Source organism: Tranquillimonas rosea, assembly GCF_900111315.1.
GTDB classification, from domain to species: Bacteria; Pseudomonadota; Alphaproteobacteria; order Rhodobacterales; family Rhodobacteraceae; genus Tranquillimonas; species Tranquillimonas rosea.
Genome location: NZ_FOGU01000006.1, coordinates 197398 through 217932 on the forward strand (window position 1 = coordinate 197398; position 20535 = coordinate 217932).

General features: G+C 68.9%; 21 protein-coding genes and 1 tRNA gene. 13 read left to right on the top strand and 9 right to left on the bottom strand.

Annotation, left to right across the window (positions count from 1 at the left end; genetic code table 11):
* Window positions 1–39: 39 nt before the first annotated feature.
* Window positions 40–1017 (bottom strand): Bug family tripartite tricarboxylate transporter substrate binding protein, encoded by a 978-nt coding sequence (locus BMZ25_RS11900; RefSeq protein WP_092693847.1) that lies wholly within the window; start codon window positions 1015–1017, stop codon window positions 40–42.
* Between the two features lie 269 nt (window positions 1018–1286).
* Between BMZ25_RS11900 and BMZ25_RS11905 the strand changes: the two genes are divergently transcribed.
* Window positions 1287–1604, top strand: a complete 318-nt coding sequence (locus BMZ25_RS11905; RefSeq protein ID WP_092693849.1) for an NIPSNAP family protein — start codon at window positions 1287–1289, stop codon at window positions 1602–1604.
* A gap of 6 nt (window positions 1605–1610) precedes the next feature.
* Here BMZ25_RS11905 and BMZ25_RS11910 read toward each other — a convergent pair whose 3' ends face one another.
* Together BMZ25_RS11910 and BMZ25_RS11915 are read right to left on the bottom strand one after the other, a co-directional pair.
* Complete coding sequence (locus BMZ25_RS11910; protein WP_092693851.1) at window positions 1611–2504, bottom strand: dihydrodipicolinate synthase family protein; 894 nt, start codon at window positions 2502–2504, stop codon at window positions 1611–1613.
* Between the two features lie 40 nt (window positions 2505–2544).
* Window positions 2545–3258, bottom strand: a complete 714-nt coding sequence (locus BMZ25_RS11915; protein WP_092693853.1) for a GntR family transcriptional regulator — start codon at window positions 3256–3258, stop codon at window positions 2545–2547.
* A 233-nt stretch (window positions 3259–3491) separates the two neighbouring features.
* On the opposite strand from BMZ25_RS11915, the gene BMZ25_RS11920 reads away from it, so the two are divergent.
* The 5 genes from BMZ25_RS11920 to BMZ25_RS11940 are packed head-to-tail and all read left to right on the top strand — an operon-like array spanning window position 3492 to window position 9647.
* Window positions 3492–5018, top strand: a complete 1527-nt coding sequence (locus BMZ25_RS11920) for an aldehyde dehydrogenase (NADP(+)) (RefSeq protein WP_092693855.1) — start codon at window positions 3492–3494, stop codon at window positions 5016–5018.
* 55 nt (window positions 5019–5073) lie between these two features.
* Complete coding sequence (locus BMZ25_RS11925; protein WP_218142535.1) at window positions 5074–5976, top strand: 5-dehydro-4-deoxyglucarate dehydratase; 903 nt, start codon at window positions 5074–5076, stop codon at window positions 5974–5976.
* On the top strand, window positions 5976–6929 hold the full coding sequence (locus BMZ25_RS11930) for a 2-hydroxyacid dehydrogenase (RefSeq protein WP_092693859.1): 954 nt from the start codon (window positions 5976–5978) through the stop codon (window positions 6927–6929). The genes BMZ25_RS11925 and BMZ25_RS11930 overlap by 1 nt, the downstream gene beginning before the upstream one ends.
* 31 nt (window positions 6930–6960) lie before the next feature.
* Complete coding sequence (locus BMZ25_RS11935) at window positions 6961–8643, top strand: thiamine pyrophosphate-binding protein (protein WP_092693861.1); 1683 nt, start codon at window positions 6961–6963, stop codon at window positions 8641–8643.
* Window positions 8644–8654: 11 nt separating this feature from the next.
* Window positions 8655–9647 carry an aldo/keto reductase gene (locus BMZ25_RS11940; protein WP_092693863.1) on the top strand — a complete coding sequence of 331 codons (993 nt, stop codon included), beginning with the start codon at window positions 8655–8657 and terminating at the stop codon, window positions 9645–9647.
* A 133-nt stretch (window positions 9648–9780) separates the two neighbouring features.
* On the opposite strand, the gene BMZ25_RS20880 is transcribed toward BMZ25_RS11940, so the two are convergent.
* Window positions 9781–9864: transfer RNA gene (locus tag BMZ25_RS20880), tRNA-Tyr, on the bottom strand.
* A gap of 135 nt (window positions 9865–9999) precedes the next feature.
* On the opposite strand from BMZ25_RS20880, the gene BMZ25_RS11945 reads away from it, so the two are divergent.
* Window positions 10000–10797: a TrmH family RNA methyltransferase gene (locus BMZ25_RS11945; protein ID WP_092693865.1), complete on the top strand. Its 798-nt coding sequence runs from the start codon at window positions 10000–10002 to the stop codon at window positions 10795–10797.
* A 193-nt stretch (window positions 10798–10990) separates the two neighbouring features.
* Window positions 10991–11437: a YHS domain-containing (seleno)protein gene (locus tag BMZ25_RS11950; RefSeq protein WP_092693867.1), complete on the top strand. Its 447-nt coding sequence runs from the start codon at window positions 10991–10993 to the stop codon at window positions 11435–11437.
* Between the two features lie 326 nt (window positions 11438–11763).
* Here the strand turns inward: BMZ25_RS11950 and BMZ25_RS11955 are convergent, their stop codons facing one another.
* Both BMZ25_RS11955 and hisF read right to left on the bottom strand, forming a co-directional pair.
* Window positions 11764–12081, bottom strand: coding sequence for a phosphoribosyl-ATP diphosphatase (locus BMZ25_RS11955; protein WP_092693869.1), 318 nt, complete (start codon window positions 12079–12081; stop codon window positions 11764–11766).
* Window positions 12078–12839 carry an imidazole glycerol phosphate synthase subunit HisF gene (gene hisF, locus BMZ25_RS11960; protein ID WP_092693871.1) on the bottom strand — a complete coding sequence of 254 codons (762 nt, stop codon included), beginning with the start codon at window positions 12837–12839 and terminating at the stop codon, window positions 12078–12080. Before hisF ends, BMZ25_RS11955 begins: the two co-directional genes overlap by 4 nt.
* Window positions 12840–12950: 111 nt before the next feature.
* Between hisF and BMZ25_RS11965 the strand changes: the two genes are divergently transcribed.
* A complete protein-coding gene (locus tag BMZ25_RS11965; RefSeq protein WP_092693873.1) occupies window positions 12951–13409 on the top strand; it encodes a DUF302 domain-containing protein in 459 nt (152 codons plus the stop codon).
* A 4-nt stretch (window positions 13410–13413) separates the two neighbouring features.
* Here BMZ25_RS11965 and hisA read toward each other — a convergent pair whose 3' ends face one another.
* Window positions 13414–14130, bottom strand: coding sequence for a 1-(5-phosphoribosyl)-5-[(5-phosphoribosylamino)methylideneamino]imidazole-4-carboxamide isomerase (gene hisA, locus BMZ25_RS11970; RefSeq protein WP_092693874.1), 717 nt, complete (start codon window positions 14128–14130; stop codon window positions 13414–13416).
* A 148-nt stretch (window positions 14131–14278) separates the two neighbouring features.
* Here hisA and BMZ25_RS11975 point away from each other — a divergent pair, with 148 nt between their 5' ends.
* A complete protein-coding gene (locus BMZ25_RS11975) occupies window positions 14279–14674 on the top strand; it encodes a DUF2147 domain-containing protein (RefSeq protein ID WP_235859855.1) in 396 nt (131 codons plus the stop codon).
* An 85-nt stretch (window positions 14675–14759) separates the two neighbouring features.
* Window positions 14760–15581, top strand: coding sequence for an alpha/beta fold hydrolase (locus BMZ25_RS11980; protein ID WP_092693876.1), 822 nt, complete (start codon window positions 14760–14762; stop codon window positions 15579–15581).
* On the opposite strand, the gene hisH is transcribed toward BMZ25_RS11980, so the two are convergent.
* Together hisH and hisB are read right to left on the bottom strand one after the other, a co-directional pair.
* Window positions 15578–16219, bottom strand: a complete 642-nt coding sequence (gene hisH / locus BMZ25_RS11985) for an imidazole glycerol phosphate synthase subunit HisH (protein WP_092693877.1) — start codon at window positions 16217–16219, stop codon at window positions 15578–15580. The genes BMZ25_RS11980 and hisH overlap by 4 nt on opposite strands.
* 19 nt (window positions 16220–16238) lie before the next feature.
* The gene (gene hisB / locus BMZ25_RS11990; RefSeq protein ID WP_092693878.1) at window positions 16239–16826 is read right to left on the bottom strand and encodes an imidazoleglycerol-phosphate dehydratase HisB; all 588 of its coding nucleotides are present in this window, start codon (window positions 16824–16826) and stop codon (window positions 16239–16241) included.
* A gap of 316 nt (window positions 16827–17142) precedes the next feature.
* On the opposite strand from hisB, the gene phbB reads away from it, so the two are divergent.
* Both phbB and aceE read left to right on the top strand, forming a co-directional pair.
* Window positions 17143–17865 carry an acetoacetyl-CoA reductase gene (phbB, locus tag BMZ25_RS11995; RefSeq protein ID WP_092693879.1) on the top strand — a complete coding sequence of 241 codons (723 nt, stop codon included), beginning with the start codon at window positions 17143–17145 and terminating at the stop codon, window positions 17863–17865.
* 14 nt (window positions 17866–17879) lie between these two features.
* Window positions 17880–20534 (top strand): pyruvate dehydrogenase (acetyl-transferring), homodimeric type, encoded by a 2655-nt coding sequence (gene aceE / locus BMZ25_RS12000; protein ID WP_092693880.1) that lies wholly within the window; start codon window positions 17880–17882, stop codon window positions 20532–20534.
* Window position 20535: the final 1 nt, after the last annotated feature.

Genomic DNA, 20535 nt, shown 5'->3' on the forward strand with positions numbered 1-20535 from the left:
AGCCGAGGCTCCGGTGCCGCAACACGGTTCAAAGGGGCGTTATTTCGACAGAACGCCTTCTTCGACGAGGGCGTCCATCTCGTCATAGAGGCCCTGGGCGGTCTCGTTGGCCCAGTCTGTCACTTCGCCGCTGCCGAGCCAGGCGGGGGTCACGCCGACTTCGCGGACCCAGCTCTGGAACTCGTCGCTTTCGAACGCGGACTTGTAGGCGCTCTCGAGCGCCGAGATCGCGTCCTCCGGCGTGTCGGCCGGTGCGGCGAACACGATGAAGCTGCCGTTGGTCAGGTCGACGCCCTCTTCGGGCGCGATCGGCACGTCGTAGGTCGGGTTCGGGTTGTCCGCGAACTCCACCAGCCCGCGCACGGTGCTGTCCTGGATCAGGTTGGCGAAGTCGCCGAGGCTGGTCAGCGCGACGTCCACCTCGTCCGAGAGGATCGCTTCCTTCTGCGGGGCGGCGCCGCCGGGATACGAGACGATCTTGAACTCGGTGTCGGTCATGTCCTGCAGCTGCAGCAGCGTCAGGTGCACGCGGCCGCCCATGTTCTGCACGGCGACCCGAACCTGGCCGGGATCTTCCTTGGCCGCGTCGATCAGGTCCTGCAGCGACTGGTAGTCGGAGTCGTCGTCGACGATGATCGCGTCCGGCTCGCTGGTGATGCGGGCGATCATCTTGAGCTTGTCGAGGTCGTAGCTGGGCAGCATGCCCTGCCACGGCACGGTGACGATGCTGTCATAGGTCAGCGCGCCGATCGTGTAGCCGTCGGGGCGCGCGCTCATCACCTGGCCGATGCCGGTGGCGCTGACGCCGCCTTCGATGTTCTCGACATACATCGAGGCGTCTCCGAGCTCCTGTTCGGCGATGTTCGTGATCTTGCGCACGATGCCGTCGGTGCCGCCGCCGGCGCCCCAGGGCACAATCACGCGGATGTCGCGCTCGGGGTAGTCCGCAAGCGCGGTCAGCGGAATCATGGCGGTGGCCAGCGCGGTCGCCGCGCCGAGTATCGTCCGTCGTTGCATGGTCTCTCCTCCTTGCTGGCGGCGGAATACGTGCCGCCGCGACTGGTTAAGGCGCGACCGTCCGATGCGGACGTGCCGACACGCCGGTCCGGACCCGCATGGCGGCGCCGTCCGGGTGGCCCAGGTGCCGGCGTCTGGCCGCTCCCCCCGATCTGTTGCCTCGCGGGCAACTGATACATTACTATATGAACACGCAGTTGTCTGACAAGACGATTCAGCTTCTCGTATGAGCGGCTGGGCCAAGTCACTGAGAAAAAGGAAAGAGCCGAATGATCTACGATCACAGGACCTACACGTGCCGCCCCGGAACCATCAAAAAGCACATGAAGCTGTACGAAGAGCACGGCTGGGACGTGCAGTGCCGGCACCTTGGCAATCCGGTGATCTACGCGGCGACCGAGACGGGCGACGTGAACTCGTACGTCCATGTCTGGGTATACGAGGACGCCGCCGACCGGGCCAGCAAGCGCGCCGCGATGCAGGCCGACCCCGACTGGCAGGCGTACCTCGCCAAGAGCGCCGAGGCCGGTTACCTCGTCAAGCAGGAGAACAAGATCCTGACCCCGGTATCCTTCTTCAAGGGGTAGCGCGGATCAGTCGGGCAGGTCCATCCGCCCGACGAGGAAGTCCAGCTCGGCGAGGTCCGCCTCGCCGAGCGCCGGCGCCGGTTGCCGCAGGATCGCGCAGTCGAGCGCCCCGCGCCGGCGCATCATCTCCTTGCGGATCGCGATGCCCCACTTGCCCTGCGCCTCGTAGCGCAGCAGCGGCAGGTAGCGGTTGAACAGGTCATGCGCGCCCGCCCGGTCATCCCGTTGCATCAGGTCGTACACGCCCGACAGCATCTCGGGGTACGAGAATCCCGCCATTGGGCCGTCTGCGCCGCGTTCCAGCTCCTGCGGCAGGTACATTCCGTTGTTGCCGGTGAGGATTCGCACCGGGCGCGGCATCTCGGCCCGCAGGCGGCCGATCTTGGGCGGACTCGGGAAATCCTCTTCCTTGATGACCTCGATGGCGGGGAATCGCTCCAGCAGGCGGCCGATCAGCGGGACCGACATCTTGACGCCCGAGGCGGCGGGAAAGTCCTGCAGCACGACCGGCACGTCGCCGATCCGATCGAAGACCGCGCCGAAATAGCCGATGATCTCTTCGTCCGTGCGGACATGGCCCGGCGGGCAGATCATCACGCCGTCCGCCCCCTCGGACATGACGTCGCGGGTGACGCTTTCCAGCACGGCGAGGCTGGGAGAGGACACGCCCGCCACGATGCGCCTGTCGCCCGAGGCCGCCACGAACCGTGCGGCGACGGCGACGGCCTCGTCAGGGGTCAGCATCTGCGCCTCGCCCGAGACGCCCAGCACCAGAAGCCCCTGCGCGCCATGGCGGTAGTAGAAGGCGGACAGCGTGTCGATGCTGTCGAAATCCACCGCGCCATCGGCGCGAAACGGGGTCTGGGCCACCACGTGGAGGCCGGCGCAGGTCTTCAGCACTGTCTGTCCTTTCCTGGGGTCGCCTGAGTCGGACGCGCGGTCAGGCGAAGTATTCCTCGTTCTCGCTGCGGAATTCCTCGACGCGCGAGACCGTCTTGCTCAGGTGTTCGCGGATCGCGGCCACCGCGGCGTCCTCGTCCCCGGCCGAGATGCTGTCGAGAATCTCGGCATGGCCGGCGACGATGCGGTCGATCTTGTCCTGGTCGGGCCAGTTCAGTCGGCGCACCCGGTCGAGGTGACCGGAATGAGAGCGGATCAGGCGGTGGAGCGAGTCGCGGCCGATTCCCTCGAACAGGATCTGATGGAAAAACTCGTCGAGCTCCTGGAAGAGCGGGACCTGCGCGCGGTCCTCGGCGATGGTCTGCTGCATGCGCAGGATCGACCGCGCCCGTTCGACCGTCTCGTCCGAGGGTTGTCGCGCCAGCTCGCGCACCACTTCGGTCTCGAGCGCGGTGCGCAGGAAATGCGCCTCGAATATCTGGGGAATGTCGATCCGCGTGACCACGGTCTTCGATTGCGGATAGATCTTTACCAGCCCATCCTGCTCGAGCCGCTGCATGGCATCGCGGATCGGCGTCTGGCTGACTTCGTACTGCTTGGCCAGCTCGGTGCGGAACAGGTTCGTGCCGGGGGGGAAGTCGAGGGAGATGATGCGCTGCCTGAGGTCTTCGTAGACGCGCGACGAGGCCGACGGCCGGGGCGATGCCGCGCGCAGCCGGCCAAGGTCGAGCGCTGCTCTGAGGGATGACTCCATGCGTCCGTCCTGGGGTGTTGCGCTGGATTGGTGTGTGTCGCTGCTGTCCATCTAGCTTCTTCTCGCACGGCGGTTGACCCCCTCGGCCCACTGAAATATTAGTGCATATCGAGAGGGAGGCCAAGAAATTTGCGTCACGGCGGTCGCTGCGGGCGGTCCGCCCGGCCTTCGATGACGTGTGTCTCGGACCGCGCGACCGGCGATGCCGGCGCGCAGCTGAAAGGATGAGAAATATGGACGGCAGCACCGATTTCACCCCCCACGGCAAGCACCTGATCGCCGGTGAGTGGATCGCCGGCGAGGCGACGTTCAACTCGCAGCCGGCCCATGGCGACGCGCATGCCTTTTCCGTGGGCACGCCCGATCTGGTCGACCGCGCCGTGAAGGCCGCCGAAGAGGCGTTCTGGACCTACGGCTATGCCTCGCGCGAGGAGCGGGCGAAGTTCCTCGACACGATCGCCGACGAGATCGAGGCGCGCGGCGAACAGATCACCGCCATCGGCACCTCAGAGACCGGGCTGCCCGAGGCGCGCCTGAACGGCGAGCGCGGCCGCACCACCGGCCAGCTGCGCATGTTCGCCAAGCATATCCGCGACGGCGCCTATCTCGACCGTCGCCACGATGAGGCGCTGCCCGACCGTGAGCCGGCCCCGCGCCCCGACCTGCGCACCATGCAGCGCCCGATCGGACCCGTGGCCGTGTTCGGCGCGTCGAACTTCCCGCTGGCCTTCTCGACCGCCGGCGGCGACACGGCGTCGGCCCTGGCCGCCGGCTGCCCCGTCGTGGTCAAGGGCCACGGTGCGCATCCGGGCACGGGCGAGATCGTGGCCGAGGCGATCCATGCCGCGATCCAGGCCTGCGGCATGCCCGCCGGCACGTTCAGCCTCGTCCAGGGCGGCAAGCGCGATGTCGGCCAGGCGCTGGTGCAGCATCCGCTGATCAAAGCCGTCGGCTTCACCGGGTCGCTCGGCGGTGGCCGCGCGCTCTATGACCTGTGCGCCCAGCGGGACGAGCCGATCCCGTTCTTTGGTGAACTCGGCAGCGTCAACCCGATGTTCCTGCTGCCCGAGGCGGTCAAGGCGCGTGGCGCCGAGATCGGCAAGGGCTGGGCCGGCTCGCTGACGATGGGCGCCGGGCAGTTCTGCACCAATCCCGGCATCGCCGTGGTCGAGAAGGGCGCCGAGGGCGACGCGTTCGTCGCGGCTGCGAAGGATGCGCTTTCGGCCGGCGGTGAGCAGACCATGCTGACCGAGGGCATCGCGCAGGCGTACCGCGACGGCCGCCAGCGCTTCGAGGGCCGCAACGCGGTCAAGCCGGTGCTCTCGACAGAGAGCGACGGCCGCACCGCGACGCCGAACCTCTACGAGACCGACGCCTCGGCCTATCTCCAGGACCACGCGCTCGGCGAAGAGGTGTTCGGGCCGCTGGGTCTCGTCGTCCGCGTCTCGGGCGCCGACGAGATGGCCGAGCTCGCGCAGGGCTTCGAGGGGCAGCTGACCGCGACTCTGCACATGGAAGACGGCGACACCGATGCCGCCAAGCGCCTGATGCCGATCATCGAGCGCAAGGCCGGCCGGCTTCTGGTCAACGGCTTCCCCACCGGCGTCGAGGTCTGCGACGCGATGGTGCACGGCGGGCCGTACCCGGCCTCGACCAACTTCGGTCACACATCTGTCGGCACCTTGGCGATCCGCCGTTTCCTGCGGCCGGTCTGCTACCAGAACATGCCCGAGGCGCTGCTGCCCTCGGACCTGACCTGAACGACGCGGCCGCCTTCGGGCGGCCGCCCCACCTCTTACCGGAGACGATCCCATGATTTCACCGAGCGACCTGCGCGAAACCATCCGCACCGGTCTTCTGTCCTTCCCGGTCACGCCGTTCGACGGCGAGGACCGGTTCGCTGCCGGCCCGTTCCGGGCCCACATGGAATGGCTTTCGAGCTATGACGTGTCGGGCCTGATCGTCGCCGGCGGGACCGGCGAGATGTTTTCGCTCACGCCCGGTGAGATCGTCGATGTCGTTCGCACCGCCCGCGAGTCGGCCGGGGACGCGCCGGTCATCGCCGGTTGCGGCTACGGCACCCGGATGGCCTGCGATCTCGCCAAGGAGATCGAGGCCGCGGGTGGCGACGGCATCCTTCTGTTGCCGCACTACCTGATCGGTGCCCCCCAGGACGGCGTCGCCGACCGTATCCGCGCGGTCTGCAAATCGACCAACATGGGCGTCATCGTCTACAACCGCGGCCAGGCCCGCGTCACCGCCGAGACGCTGGAACAGCTGGCCGACGAATGTCCGAACCTGATCGGCTTCAAGGACGGCACCGGCGACATCGACACCGTTCGCCGCGTGACCGTGGCCCTGGGCGACCGCCTGTCGTATATTGGCGGGATGCCGACGCACGAGTTGTTCGCGCAGGCCTATCGCGGCGCGGGCATGCCGACCTATTCCTCGGCGGTGTTCAACTTCGTACCAAAGACGGCGCTCGCCTTCCACAAGGCCTTCACCGACGGCGACGACGCCACCTGCGAGAAGCTGCTGCGGGACTTCTACTATCCCTTCGCGAAGATCCGTGACCGCAAGAGCGGCTATGCCGTGTCGGCGATCAAGGCGGGCGTCGCGCTGCGCGGCTTCGACACCGGCGCGGTGCGCGCGCCCCTGACGGACCTGACGCCCGACGAGATGGACATGATGCGCGAGCTGATCAAAGGATACGAGTGATGGCGATCGGTCCGGTCGCGGTCCTCGAACCCTCCACCGAAGAAATGCGCGCGCGGACTCGCGAGATCTGCGAGGGCTTCGATCTGCGCTTCCCGGCCTCGGGGGCGCCCGAGGATTTCACCGAGGTCGTGCGTGACGCCGAATACGTCGTCACGCGCGGCCTGCGCTTTCCGCCCGAGGTGCTTGACCGGGCCGAGAAGCTCAGGCTGATCCACCAGTGGGGCACCGGGGTGGACGGCATCCCTCTGGACAAGGCGCGGGAGCGGGGCATCACCGTCGCCCGCAGCCCCGGCGTCAACGCGCCCTCGGTGGCCGAGGCGACCGTGATGCTGATGCTCGCGGCGCTGCGCCACCTGCCGCAGGTGCACAACGCCCTGCGCGATGGCCAGTGGGAGATGCCGGACCTGTGGAAGCAGTCGCGCGACCTGGGCGCCTGCACCGTCGGTCTCGTCGGGATGGGTGCGATCGGAACCGAGGTCGCGCACCGGCTGGCCGCGTTCGGCTGCGACGTCATCTATACCCGGACCTCCGGGCCGCTGCCCGGCTCGGACCCGCGCCACAAGGAGCTCGACGCCGTGCTCGCGCGCGCGGACGTGCTGAGCCTGCACCTGCCGCTGACCGACCGGACCCGCGCCATGATCGACGCCTCCGCCATCGCGCGGATGAAGGACGGCGCGGTCCTGGTGAACACTTCGCGCGGGGGGCTGATCGACGAATCCGCCTTGCTCGACGCGCTCGACACCGGCCGGATCTCGGCCGCCGCGCTCGACGTGTTCGCGGAAGAGCCGGTTGACCCCGACAACCCGCTTTTGCGGCATCCATCCACGTTGACGCTGCCACACGTCGCGGCGCGCACGTTGGACAATTTCGACCGCATGGTGTCTCACTGGGCCGGAAATATCCGCGCCTTCGACGCCGGGCAGGGGATCGACACGTCGTGCCTGGTCGAGTGACCGGCGCGGCTTCACGACAAGGAGAGAGGCCATGACCGGACCGGAGACGACGCGCCGCACCGGGGGGCAGGTCCTTGTGGACCAGCTGTTGCTGCACGGGGCCGACTGCGCCTATTGCGTGCCGGGCGAAAGCTATCTCGAGGTGCTGGACGCGCTGCACGACGCTGGCGACCGCTTCACCCTCTACAACGCCCGGCACGAGGCCGGCGCTGCCGACATGGCCGAGGCCTATGGCAAGCTGACCGGGCGGCCCGGCATCTGCATGGTCACCCGTGGCCCCGGTGCCTGTCAGGCGGCGGTGGGCGTTCACATCGCCTACCAGGATTCGACGCCGATGATCCTGCTCGTGGGACAGGTCGGCCGCGACACGATCGACCGCGAGAGCTTTCAGGAAATCGATTACCGTGCGATGTTCGGCGGCGTGGCCAAGTGGGCGACGCAGATCGATGATGCGGCGCGGGTGCCGGAATACATGGCGCGCGCCTTCCGCGTGGCCACGTCGGGCCGTCCGGGCCCGGTGGTGATCGCGCTGCCGGAGGACATGCTGACCGACAGTGTCGAGGTCCCGGACGCCAAGCCCTATCGCGCCTCGGTGCCCGAGGTCTCGGCCGCGCAGGTCGCCGCCGTGACGGACGAGATTGCGCGGGCGGAGAGGCCGCTTCTCCTGGTCGGCGGGTCGGGCTGGACCGACGCCGCCTGCGCCGCGCTGCGGGACTTTGCCGAGCGCAACGATCTTCCGGTGGCCACCTCGTTCCGCCGGCAGGACGTCATCGACAACCGCTCGGACGCCTATGTGGGCGACTTCGGCACCGGCGTGTCGCCCTCCCTGGTCAAACGTCTGGCCGAGGCCGACCTGCTGGTGGTCATCGGCGCGCGCCTGGGCGAGATCACGACCAAGACCTACACCACCCTCAGCGTGCCCACGCCGGCGCAACGGCTGGTGCATGTCCATGTCGATGCCGACGAGATCGGCCGCGTCTACAGCCCCGATATCGGCCTCGCCGCGGGCACCGCGCCGTTCGCCGAGGCGTTGGCCGGGCGCGACCTGAACCGTACGGGCGATGCGGATTGGGCCGGCACCCTGCGGCGCGAATACCTCGAAGACAGCGAACCGCCGCCGCACGACTTCCCGCTGGACATGGGGCAGGCGATGGTCGAGATGCGCGACCTGCTGCCCGAGGACACCGTGATCACGCTCGACGCCGGCAACCATACCGGCTGGGCGCAGCGGTTTCTGCGCCATGGCCGGCCGGGCCGGCAGGTCGGCTCCACCTGCGGCTCGATGGGCTATGCGGTTCCCTCGGCGGTCGCTGCGTCGCTCCAGAATCCCGACCGGCAGGCGATCGCGTTCGTCGGTGACGGCGGCTTCATGATGAGCGGGAACGAGATCGCCACTGCGGTGCAGCACGGCGGGCGCCCCATCGTCCTGCTGTTCAACAACGGCACCTACGGCACGATCCGCATGCACCAGGAGCGCGAGCATCCGGGCCGCGTCTCGGGGACGGACCTGACGAACCCCGACTTCGGCAAGATGGCCGAGGGGCTCGGCGCGGCCTTTGCCCGCGTGACCCAAACCGACCAGTTCCGCCCCGCGCTCGAACGGGCGTTCGCGGAACGGCGGCCGACGGTGATCGAACTGGTGACCGATCCGGATCTGATCTCGACCCGTACCACGGTGACGAAATTGCGCGCCGCACGGCGCCAGGGCAGCTGAGGAGGCCGAGGATGGACAGCCGCAAACTGGGGGCGAACGGCCCCGACGTCTCGGCCATCGGCCTGGGCGCGATGAACATCTGCGGCTTCTACGGCCCCTCGAGCGAGGACGAGGCCCGAGCGCTGTTCCGCCGCGCGGCCGAGCTGGGCGTGACGCATCTTGATACCTCGAACGTCTACGGCAACGGTTTTTCCGAAGAGGTGATCGGACGCTACCTCGCCGCGGGCGAGCCCGGTTTCACCTTGGCGACCAAGGCCGGCATCCGCCGCGATCCCGACAGCGGGGCACGGTTCTACGACAACAGCCCCGCGCATCTGCGCGAGGCGTTGGAAACAAGCCTCGAGCGGCTGGGCGTCGACCGGGTCGAGCTGTTCTACATCCACCGGCGCGAGGCGGACCGCCCCATCGAGGAGGTCGCCGAGACACTGGCGGACTTCCGCAAGGAGGGGCTGATCGGCGGTTTCGGCTTCTCCGAGATCGCCCCTGCCTCGCTGCGGCGCGCGGCGGCGGTGCACCCCGTGGCGGCGGTGCAGTCGGAATACTCGCTGTCCACGCGGGCGCCCGAGCTGGGGCTGGTCCAGGCCTGCGAAGAGCTGGGCACCGCGCTCGTGGCCTTTTCACCGGTGGGGCGGGGGCTGCTGACGGACGTGCCGCCGACGCCGGAAATCGTCGAGGACTCGGTCTTTCTCAAGGTGAATCCGCGCTTCCTGCCGCCGAACCTGGCCGCGAATGTGGCGATCACCGACGGGTTCCGGGCGCTTGCGGCAGAGATGGGATGCCCGGCGGCATCGCTTGCCATCGCCTGGCTTCTGGCGCGGAGCCCCGCCGTGATTCCGATCCCCGGCACCCGGGGCGTGGTGCACCTGGAAGAGCTGGTGCGCGGGGCCGGGATGCGGCTGAGCGCCGAGGACATGGCGCGGATCGAGGCGGTGCTGCCGGTGGGCTGGGCCCACGGCGACCGCTATTCGGACGCCCAGTGGCATGGGCCGGAACGCTTCTGCTGACCCGGAGACCGGGGCCGCAAGGGGCCTGTCACACCGCATGCACCAAGCGTGCACGCGGCGTATGACATCCGTACATACACTTGCCGCACGATAGCGCCGGCCGTGAAGGCATGGTGTCGATCGGGTGGGGGGATGGTGGGCGACCCTGGAATCGAACCAGGCGTGGGTCTCCCCGGCGGATTTACAGTCCGCTGCCGCACCTTGCAGCGCGTCGCCCATCGCCGTGGCCCTCGGGCCGCAGCGTGGGGGGGACATACGTTTCGGACCGCGGGGCGTCAACCGCAAAATCCCTTGCGCCGGCGATCCCGCGCGCCCATCAACGGCCCCGGATCCGAACCCGGGGGAGAGACGCGTGAAGAAGCCGAAATGGGTCGTCGAGAAGGAACGCGCGAAGCGCAGCGCGGCGCAGCAGACCGTCTGGCTGTTCGGCCTGCACGCGGTGCGCGACGCGCTGACGAATCCCGCGCGTGAGAAGCTGCGGCTGATCCTCACCCGCAATGCCGCCGACCGGCTGGGCGACGCGGTCGAGGCGGGCGGGGTGGAGCCCGAGATCGCCGATCCGCGCAAGTTTCCCGCGCCGCTCGACCCGGCCTCGGTGCACCAGGGCGCGGCGCTGGAGGTGCGGCCGCTGGACTGGGGCGATCTCGACTCGCGCTGCGCCGCGGAAGAGGGTTCGGCCCGGCGGGCGGTCGTGGTCCTGCTGGATCATGTGACCGACCCGCACAACGTCGGCGCCATCCTGCGCTCGGCCGAGGTATTCGGCGCCCGCGCCGTGATCGGGACGCTGCGCCATTCCGCGCCCGAGACCGGGGCCCTCGCCAAGAGCGCCTCGGGTGCGCTGGAGCGGCAGCCCTACCTGCGGGTCGTGAACCTGGCGCAGGCGATGACCCGGCTGGCGGACATGGGCTATGTGTTGCTGGGGCTCGACGGAGAGGCCGAGCGCGACCTCGAGGACGCGCTGACTGACGCGGGTACGGACCGGCCGGTGGCGCTGGTGCTGGGCGCCGAGGGACCGGGACTGCGCGCCAAGACCCGCACCACCTGCCACGGCCTCGTGCGGTTGCCCGCGGCGGGGGCGTTCGGATCGCTCAATGTTTCAAACGCGGCGGCCGTCGCGCTCTATGCCGCGCGGTCGCGCGGGGCAGGCTAGGCCGCGCGCCACAGGGGCTGGTGTGCGGCGCGCCGACCGGCACGAGATGCGCGGTACGAGCCGTGCTTGGTCGCGACGGGCGCGGTCGGTGGCGGGTCAACGGCGCTCACGAGTGCGAGACGGGGATGGCGGGATGGCCCAAGGCAGGCCATTCTCTCGGAACAATCCCGTCCGAGAGCCCCGGAGCCACACGATGCCCGACCGCCGCGCCGTCCTTTTCGCCCTTGCCGCCGCGCCGGCCCTCGCCGCGGGCGCGGCGCGCGCCGCATCGCGGGTGCATGCCGTCTCGGGGATCGCCATCGGCGGCGTCGACCCCGTGGGCTATTTCCGCGAGGGCCGCGTCGTGCAGGGGGCGCCCGAGATCGCGGTGATGTGGCGCGACGCGATCTGGCACTTCGCCAGCGCCGAGACGCGGATGGCCTTCGAGAACGATCCCAGGCGCTTCGCGCCGGCCTATGGCGGCTATTGCGCCTATGCGGTGAGCGAGAACTACCTCGCCCCGATCGACCCCTCGGCCTGGACTCTCCACGAGGGGCGGCTGTATCTCAATGCCGGGCGGCGGGCGCAGCGGCTGTTCCGCGCGGATCTGCCGGGTCGCATCGCGGCGGCGGAGCGCAACTGGCCCGGCGTGCTGCGCTGACGGGCCGTTCACGTCTGTATTACATGGTCTGGCACGGCCGCGGCGCGGTCTTATGTGATGTGTATGGCACGAGGAGCGGAACCCTCGTCGCCAACTTCACTGTCCCTCGTTCCGACACTGCGCCCGGAGGTTTCTTCGGGCGCTTTTTTGTCTGCATCGGGTGATCCTGCGGAGGCGCCTGCGGCGCCGCGCCATCATCGGGCCCGCGCTGCCGCGCGGGCGGGCCGATGGCGGGCTGCGGGGACGACCGGCGGGCGGCCGTGCCTGTGGCGGGCCGGGGCCTCCGGCGGGGATATTTCCGGACAGAAGAAGGGGCGCGTCGCCGCTCAGCGGGGGCGGGCGGCCTTTTCGGCGTGGCCGGACGTGCCCTCTCGCCGGGCCAGCTCGGCCTCGATGTCGTCGAGGGCGACGCCGCGGGCGGCGCACATGACGAGGAGGTGGTAGAGGACGTCCGCCGCCTCGGAGGTGAGGCGGGCGGGATCGCCGCGGACCGCCTCGATCACCGCCTCGACGGCCTCTTCGCCGAACTTCTCGGCGGTCTTTTCGGGGCCCTTCGCCAGCAGCGCGGCGGTATAGGAGCCGTCGGGATCGGCGGCGTCGCGGCGTTCGGCGATGGTGGCGGCGAGACGGGTCAGGGCGGTCATGTGAGCCTCATCGGGATGCCGGCCGCGGCCATGTGGGCCTTGGCCTCGGCGATGGAGTGTTCGCCGAAATGGAAGATCGAGGCGGCCAGCACCGCGCTCGCCTTGCCCTCGGTCACGCCGGCGACGAGGTGGTCGAGGGTGCCGACCCCGCCCGAGGCGATGACGGGGACGCTGACGGCCTCGGCGATGGCGCGGGTCATCTCGAGGTTGAAGCCCGAGCGGGTGCCGTCGCGGTCCATCGAGGTGAGCAGGATCTCCCCCGCACCGCGTTCGGTGACCGTGCGGGCGAAGGCGACCGCGTCGATGCCGGTGGGGCGGCGGCCGCCATGGGTGAAGATCTCCCACTGGCCCTCGGCCACCCTCTTGGCGTCGATGGCGACGACGATGCACTGGCTGCCGAAGCGGTCGGCGGCGCGGGCGACCACGTCGGGGTCGGCCACGGCGGCGGAATTGAACGACACCTTGTCCGCGCCCGCCAGGAGCAGGCTGCGCACGTCCTCGGGCGTGCGGACGCCGCCGCCGATGGTCAGCGGCATGAAGCAGTGTTCGGCGGTGCGGGTGACGAGGTCGAACATCGTGCCGCGATTCTCGTGCGTGGCGTGGATGTCGAGGAAGCACAGCTCGTCGGCGCCGGCGGCGTCGTAGGCGATCGCGGCCTCGACCGGGTCGCCCGCGTCGCGCAGGTCGACGAAGTTCACGCCCTTGACGACGCGGCCGTCGGCGACGTCGAGGCAGGGGATCAGGCGGGTCTTCAGCATCGGCGGCTCCTGGTCTCTGCGTGGTCTAGACCGAACCGGCGGCGCTGGCCAGTGGGCGGGGCGCCCGAGTCGTGGCAGGATCGGTCTCGTGCTGTCAGAGGAGGATTCGCCATGCACCGTCTCGCCATCGCCGCCGCCACCGCCGCCCTAGGGGCGGCGCTTGCCGCGCCTGCCGCCGCCGATATCGACAGGGTGTCCGCCGAAGGGTCGGTCGCGGAAGTGGCGGACCGGCTGGAGGCCGCCGTGTCGGAGGCCGGCGCGACGGTGTTTGCCCGCGTCGACCACGGCGGCGGCGCGGCGGAGGCGGGGCTGGAGCTGGCGGACGCGCAGCTTCTGATCTTCGGCAATCCGCAGATCGGCACGCCGGCGATGCAGGACGACATCCGCGCGGGTCTGTTCCTGCCGCTGAAGCTGCTGGTCCATGCCGATGCCGACGGCGGGACCTGGATCACCTGGGAAGAACCCGAGGAGACGTTCGACGATCTGGAGATCGACGACGACGCGGCGTATCTCGGCAAGATGGAGAGCGCCCTGCAGGGCTTTGCCGACGCGGCCGCGGGCGGGTCGTGACCACTCAGCCCAGGGCCGCGACCGCCTCTTGCAGGTTCAGCTTGCCGTCGTAGAGCGCGCGGCCCGAGATCGCCCCGGCGATGACGCCGGTGTCGCGCAGGCGCACGAGGTCGTCCATCGACGACACCCCGCCCGAGGCGATCACCGGCACGTCCACCGACCGGGCCAGCGTGGCCGTCGCGGTGACGTTGGGTCCGCCCATGACGCCGTCGCGCTCGATGTCGGTATAGACGATGGCGGCGACGCCGGCGTCCTCGAACTTGGTGGCAAGGTCGGAGACGGTCAGATGCGTCTCTTCGGCCCAGCCGCGGGTGGCGACCCGTCCGCCGCGGGCGTCGATGCCCACCGCGATGCGACCGGGGAAGGCGCGGGCGGCCTCGCGCACGAGATCGGGATCCTCGACCGCGACGGTGCCGAGGATCACCCGTGCCAGACCCTTTTCCAGCCAGGTCTCGATCGTCTTCATGTCGCGGATGCCGCCGCCGAGCTGGGCGGGGACGTCGATCTCGGCCAGGATCGACTCGACGGCGGAGGCGTTCACCGGGCGGCCGGCGAAGGCGCCGTTCAGGTCGACGAGGTGCAGCCACCGGCAGCCGGCGTCGACGAAGGCGCGGGCCTGGGCGGCGGGGTCGTCGTTGAACACCGTCGCGCGCTCCATCTCTCCCTGCAGGAGGCGGACGCACTGGCCGTCCTTGAGGTCGATCGCGGGGTAGAGGATCATCGCGGCGGTCCTTCGTGTCTGCTCGGTTCTGCGCGCGGCGTTCTTGCCCCGGCAGGACGGCGACCACAACCCTGCGACCCGACGTCAGGATTGCCTTCGCGGCGGGGCGGCGCCGATGCTGGCGGGAGATGTCCAAGGGAGGAGCGACATGAGGACGAGACTTGCCGCGGCGGTTGCCGCCGCGACGCTGATGCTGGCCGGGGCCGCCGCCGCCGACCCGCTGGAAGGGCGCTGGGTGACGGCGCGGGACGACAACGGCAATTTCGGCATGATCGAGGTCGCCCCGTGCGGCGGCGGGCTGTGCGGGACGCTGATTCGTGCCTACGGCCCCGAGGGACAGCCGATCGAAAGCCCGAATGTGGGCCGCAACATTATCTCGGAGACCCGGCCCCAGGGCGACGGGACCTATCGCGGCAAGGTCTATTCGCCGGATCGCGGCAAGACCTACAGCTCGCGCCTGACGCTGTCGGGCGACCGGCTGTCGGTCGAGGGTTGCGTGCTGGGGATCTGCCGCGACGGCGGCACCTGGGAGCGCGTCGAGTAGGCCGCGCAACGCCCGGCCGGCGCGGAACACTTGCCCCGGCGCCTCGTTTCCGACGCGACATGCGTGACAATTCAAGGAGACGGGGATGCCGACGCTGACCACCAAGGACGGGACGGAGCTCTACGTGAAGGACTGGGGCGAGGGGCGGCCGGTCGTGCTGATCCACGGCTGGCCGCTGAACGCCGACAGCTGGGAGCACCAGGCGCTCGGGCTGGCCGAGGCGGGCTATCGCGTGGTCAGCTACGACCGGCGCGGATTCGGCCGCTCGGCCCAGCCGTGGACCGGCTACGACTACGACACCATGGCCGACGACCTGGCGATGGTGATCCAGGATCTCTACCTGCGTGACGCGCTGCTTGTCGGTTTCTCGATGGGCGGGGGCGAGGTCGCCCGCTACATGGCGCGCCACAACGGCGCGGGGGTGAAGCAGGCGGCGCTGATCGGGTCGATCGCGCCCTACATGCTCAAGACCGACGACAATCCCGACGGCGTGCCGGCGGACGTGCTCGACGGGATCAAGCAGGGCATCCGGCAGGACCGGCCCGGCTTCTTCCAGGAGTTCCTCAAGGATTTCTACGGCGAGGGCACCGAGGGTGGCGGCGTGTCGGACGCGGTGCGTCACTGGACCTGGGGCATGGCGATGATGGCGAGCCCGAAGGCGACGCTCGACTGCGTCGACGCGTTCGGCCGGACGGACCTGCGCGAGGACATGGGCGCGTTCACGGTGCCGACGCTGGTGGTGCATGGCGACGCCGACCAGACGGTGCCGATCGACGTGGCCGGTCGGCAGGCCGCAAAGATGATCGAGGGCGCGACGCTGAAGGAATACGAGGGCGCGCCGCACGGGCTGACCGCCACGCATGGCGACCGGCTGACGCGTGACCTCGTGGACTTCCTGAAGGGCTAGGGCCGCCAGGTCAGGAAATTGGAGATGAGCCGGAGCCCCGCGCCCTGGCTCTTCTCGGGGTGGAACTGGGTGCCGACGGTCGTGCCCTTGCCGACGACCGCGGTGACCCGTTCGCCATAGTCGCAATGGGCCAGCAACTGGTCCTCGGCGCCCATCACCATGTGGTAGGAGTGGACGAAATAGGCGTGATCGCCCGTCTCGATTCCGGCGAGCACGGGATGGGGGCGGTCGACCACCAAGTCGTTCCAGCCCATGTGCGGCACTTTGAGCCGCGAGTCGCCCGGCGTGATCCCGACCACCTCCCCGTCGATCCAGCCGAGGCCGGGGACGGTGGCGTATTCGTGGCCCTGCCGCGCCATCAGCTGCATGCCGACGCAGATGCCCAGGAAGGGCCGTCCCCTGGTCTCGACCGCGTCCACGAGCGCCTCGTAGACGGCCTCGCGGTCGCGCATCAGGGCGGCGCGGCAGGCGGGGAAGGCGCCGTCGCCGGGCAGCACGAGGCGATCGGCGCGGGCCACGTCCTCGGGCCGGGAGGACACCAGGACCTCGCCCGCGTCCGTCTCGCGCGCCATGCGCTGAAACGCCTTTTCGGCCGAGTGAAGGTTGCCGCTGTCGTAGTCGATCAGCACCGTCAGCATGGTGTCGTCTCCGCCGTGGTCACAGGGCACCCTTGGTCGAGGGCAGGGCCCCGCCGGCACGCGGGTCGGGTTCGACGGCGTCGCGCAGGGCGCGGGCGACGGCCTTGAACGCGGCCTCGGTGATGTGGTGACTGTTGAAGCCAGACAGCCGCGCGATGTTCAGGGTTATCCCGCCATGCTGCGACAGCGCCTGGAAGAATTCGCGCACGAGCTCGGTGTCGAACGTGCCGATGCGGGCGGCGGGCAGGTCGAGCTCCCACACCAGGTAGGGACGGCCCGACAGGTCGAGCGCGGCGCGCACGAGCGCGTCGTCCATCGCCAGGTGGCAATCGCCGTAGCGCCGGATGCCGGCCTTGTCGCCCAGGGCCTCGCGCAGCGCCTGGCCGAGCGCGATGCCGGTATCCTCGACCGTGTGGTGGTCGTCGACATGCAGATCGCCGTCGGCGCGCACGGTCATGTCGATCATCGAATGCCGGGCGAGCTGGTCCAGCATGTGATCGAAGAAACCGACCCCGGTGGCGTTGTCGTACTGTCCGGTCCCGTCCAGCGCGACCTCGACGGTGATGTCGGTCTCGGCGGTCTTGCGGGTGATCGTCGCGCGGCGCATCGCGGTCTCCTCTTGGTCGCCGCGCTTATAGGCCGAGGGCCGCAGAGGGGAAAGGGCAGGCGGGCAGGGAACCGCGACCTGTCTTCGCGCTATTGTCTCTGGCGGGGGTTCCGTGCCTAACTCGGCCCCGTGGACGCGTATCGCAAGGAGGAGCAAGCGACGGTGTTGCGTCCGTCTGGTCACGCGCTAGCGTTAACAAGTGCATAGCTGACTTGCAGCTGAAACGGTGCCGTCGTGGCGCGGGATCGTCTAAGGAGGGCGAAATCTGGCCGGGATTTTATCGCGGCAGGTACGGAAGTTAACGGGAGGAGACAGAATGGGACGTGTTGCACTTGTCACCGGCGGGACGCGCGGCATCGGCGCGGCCATCGCCAAGGCGCTCAAGGCCGACGGGTATGAGGTGGCCGCGACCTACGGTGGCAACGACGAGGCCGCGAAGGCCTTCAGCGACGACACCGGCATCGCCACATACAAGTGGTCGGTTGCCGATTACGACGCCTGCAAGGCGGGTCTGGAGAAGGTCGAGAGCGATCTCGGCCCGGTCGACGTGCTGGTGAACAACGCCGGCATCACCCGTGACGCCCCCTTCCACAAGATGACGCCCGACCAGTGGCGCGAGGTCATCGACACCAACCTCACCGGTGTCTTCAACATGACCCATGTCTGCTGGCCCGGCATGCGCGAGCGCAAGTTCGGCCGCGTCATCATCATCAGTTCCATCAACGGCCAGAAGGGTCAGTTCGGCCAGGTCAACTATGCCGCCTCGAAGGCCGGCGACCTGGGGATCGTCCGCTCGCTCGCGCAGGAAGGCGCCTCGAAGGGGATCACCGCGAACGCGATCTGCCCCGGCTACATCGCGACAGAGATGGTGATGGCCGTTCCCGAAAAGGTGCGCGAGGCGATCATCGGCCAGATTCCCACCGGCCGCCTTGGCGAGCCCGAAGAGATCGCGCGCTGCGTGAGCTTCCTCGCCTCGGACGACGCGGGCTTCATCAACGGCTCGACGATCTCGGCCAACGGCGCGCAATTCTTCGCCTAAGGAGAGCAGAACCCATGAAAGACGGCACGCCCGATATCGATCCGATCGAATCGCAGGAATGGCAGGAGGCGATCGAGGATGTGATCGCCCGGGACGGCGCCGACCGCGCGCACTACCTGCTGGACAAGGCTGTCCAGCAGGCCCGCGCCGCCGGCGCCACGCTGCCGTTCTCGGCGACGACGCCCTACCAGAACACCATTCCCGCCGACGACCTGCTGGAGATCCCCGGCGACGTCGAGATGGAAGGGCGGATCCGGGCGATCAACCGCTGGAACGCCATGGCCACTGTCGTGCGCCGCAACAAGGAAAGCAGCGAATACGGCGGTCACATCGCGTCGTTCGCCTCTTCGGCGGCGATGTACGACGTGGGCCTGAACCATTTCTGGCGGGCCCGCTCGGCCACCCATGGCGGCGACCTGGTGTTCTTCCAGGGGCACGTCGTGCCGGGCATCTACGCCCGCTCCTTCATGGAAGGGCGGATCAGCAAGGAGCAGCTGGAGAATTTCCGCTCGGAGGTCGGTGGCGGCGGCCTGTCGTCCTATCCCCACCCGTGGCTGATGCCGGATTACTGGCAGTTCCCGACCGTCAGCATGGGCCTCGGCCCGATCATGTCGGTCTACCAAGCGCGCTTCATGAAATACATGGAGAACCGTGGCCTGATCGAGAAGTCCGACCGCAAGGTCTGGTGCTTCCTCGGCGACGGCGAGATGGACGAGCCGGAATCGCTGGGCGCCATCTCCCTCGCCGCGCGCGAGGGGCTCGACAACCTGATCTTCGTGGTCAACTGCAACCTGCAGCGTCTCGACGGGCCGGTGCGTGGCAACTCGAAGATCGTGCAGGAGCTCGAGGGCGCGTTCCGCGGCGCCGGCTGGGGCGTCATCAAGGTGCTCTGGGGCCGCGGCTGGGACGAACTTCTCGAGCGTGACGTCTCGGGCCGCCTGCGGCAGCTGATGGACGAGACGCTGGACGGCGACTACCAGACCTTCAAGTCGCGCGACGGCGCCTATATCCGCGAGCATTTCTTTGGCAAGTATCCCGAGACCGCCGCGCTGGTCGAGGACTGGACGGACGAGCAGATCTGGGACCTGCGCCGCGGCGGCCACGACACCCAGAAGGTCTATACCGCGTTCCAGCGTGCGACCGAGGCCGAGGGGCAACCGACATGCCTGCTGGTCAAGACCGTCAAGGGCTATGGCATGGGCACGGCTGGCGAGGGCCAGAACACGACCCACCAGCAGAAGAAGATGCAGGACGACCAGTTGCGCGCGATGCGCGACCGGTTCAACATCCCCGTCTCGGACGAGGAACTGCCGAAGGCGCCGTTCGTGTCGCTCAACAACGCGCAGAAGGCCTATCTGGCGGACAGGCGCAAGGAATTGGGCGGACCCTTCCCACAGCGCTTCACCGATTCTCCCAGCCTCGAGGTGCCGGGGCTCGATTCCTTCAAGAAGGAACTGCAGAGCTCGGGTGACCGCGAGATCTCGACCACGATGGCGTTCGTTAGGATCCTGACGACGCTGTTGCGCGACAAGAAGATCGGCGACCGCGTGGTGCCGATCGTGCCTGACGAAAGCCGCACCTTCGGGATGGAGGGGCTGTTCCGCTCGGTCGGCATCTACAACCCGCTGGGGCAGCAATACACGCCCGCCGACGCCGACCAGATGATGTACTACAAGGAGGCGAAGGACGGGAAGGTGCTCCAGGAGGGCATCAACGAGGCCGGCGCCATGTCGGACTGGATCGCGGCGGCGACGTCGTATTCCAACCACGGCGTGCCGATGATCCCGTTCTACATCTTCTACTCGATGTTCGGCTTCCAGCGGGTCGGCGACCTGTGCTGGGCCGCGGGCGACAGCCGCGCACGCGGCTTCCTGTTGGGCGGCACCGCGGGCCGGACCACGCTGAACGGCGAGGGTCTGCAGCACGAGGACGGGCACAGTCACGTCCTGGCCTCCACCGTGCCGAACTGCGTCAGCTATGACCCGACCTTCCAGTACGAGGTCGCGGTGATCGTGCAGCACGGTCTCAAGCGGATGTTCCAGGATCAGGAGGACGTGTATTTCTACATGACCCTGATGAACGAGAACTACGGCCATCCAGAGATGCCGACCGGTGCCGAGGAAGGCATCATCAAGGGCCTCTACCGCTTCCAGAAGACGAACCGCCCCGGCAAGAAGCACGTCAACCTGATGGGCTCGGGCACCATCCTGATGCAGGCGGTCAAGGCCGCCGAGATGCTCAAGGAGGACTTCGGCGTCACCTCGGACCTGTGGTCGGCGACCTCGTTCACCGAGCTGGCGCGCGACGGGCATGACTGCGCCCGCTGGAACCGGCTGCACCCGCTGGAGGAGCCGAAGGTGCCGTACGTCACCAAGACGCTCGAAAGCGCGAAGGGCCCGATCGTGGCCGCGACCGACTATGTGAAGACCTTCGTCGAGCAGACCCGCGCCTACATCGACCATCCGATGACGGTGCTCGGGACCGACGGCTTCGGCCGCTCGGACAGCCGGCAGAATCTGCGCCGCTTCTTCGAAGTCGACGCAAACCACATCGCCGCGGCCGCCATGGTCGAGCTCTACAAGCTGGGCAACGTCACCAAGACAGATGTCGAGAAGGCGATGAAGAAGTACGAAATCGACGGCGACAAGCCCAACCCGCGGCTGTCGTGAG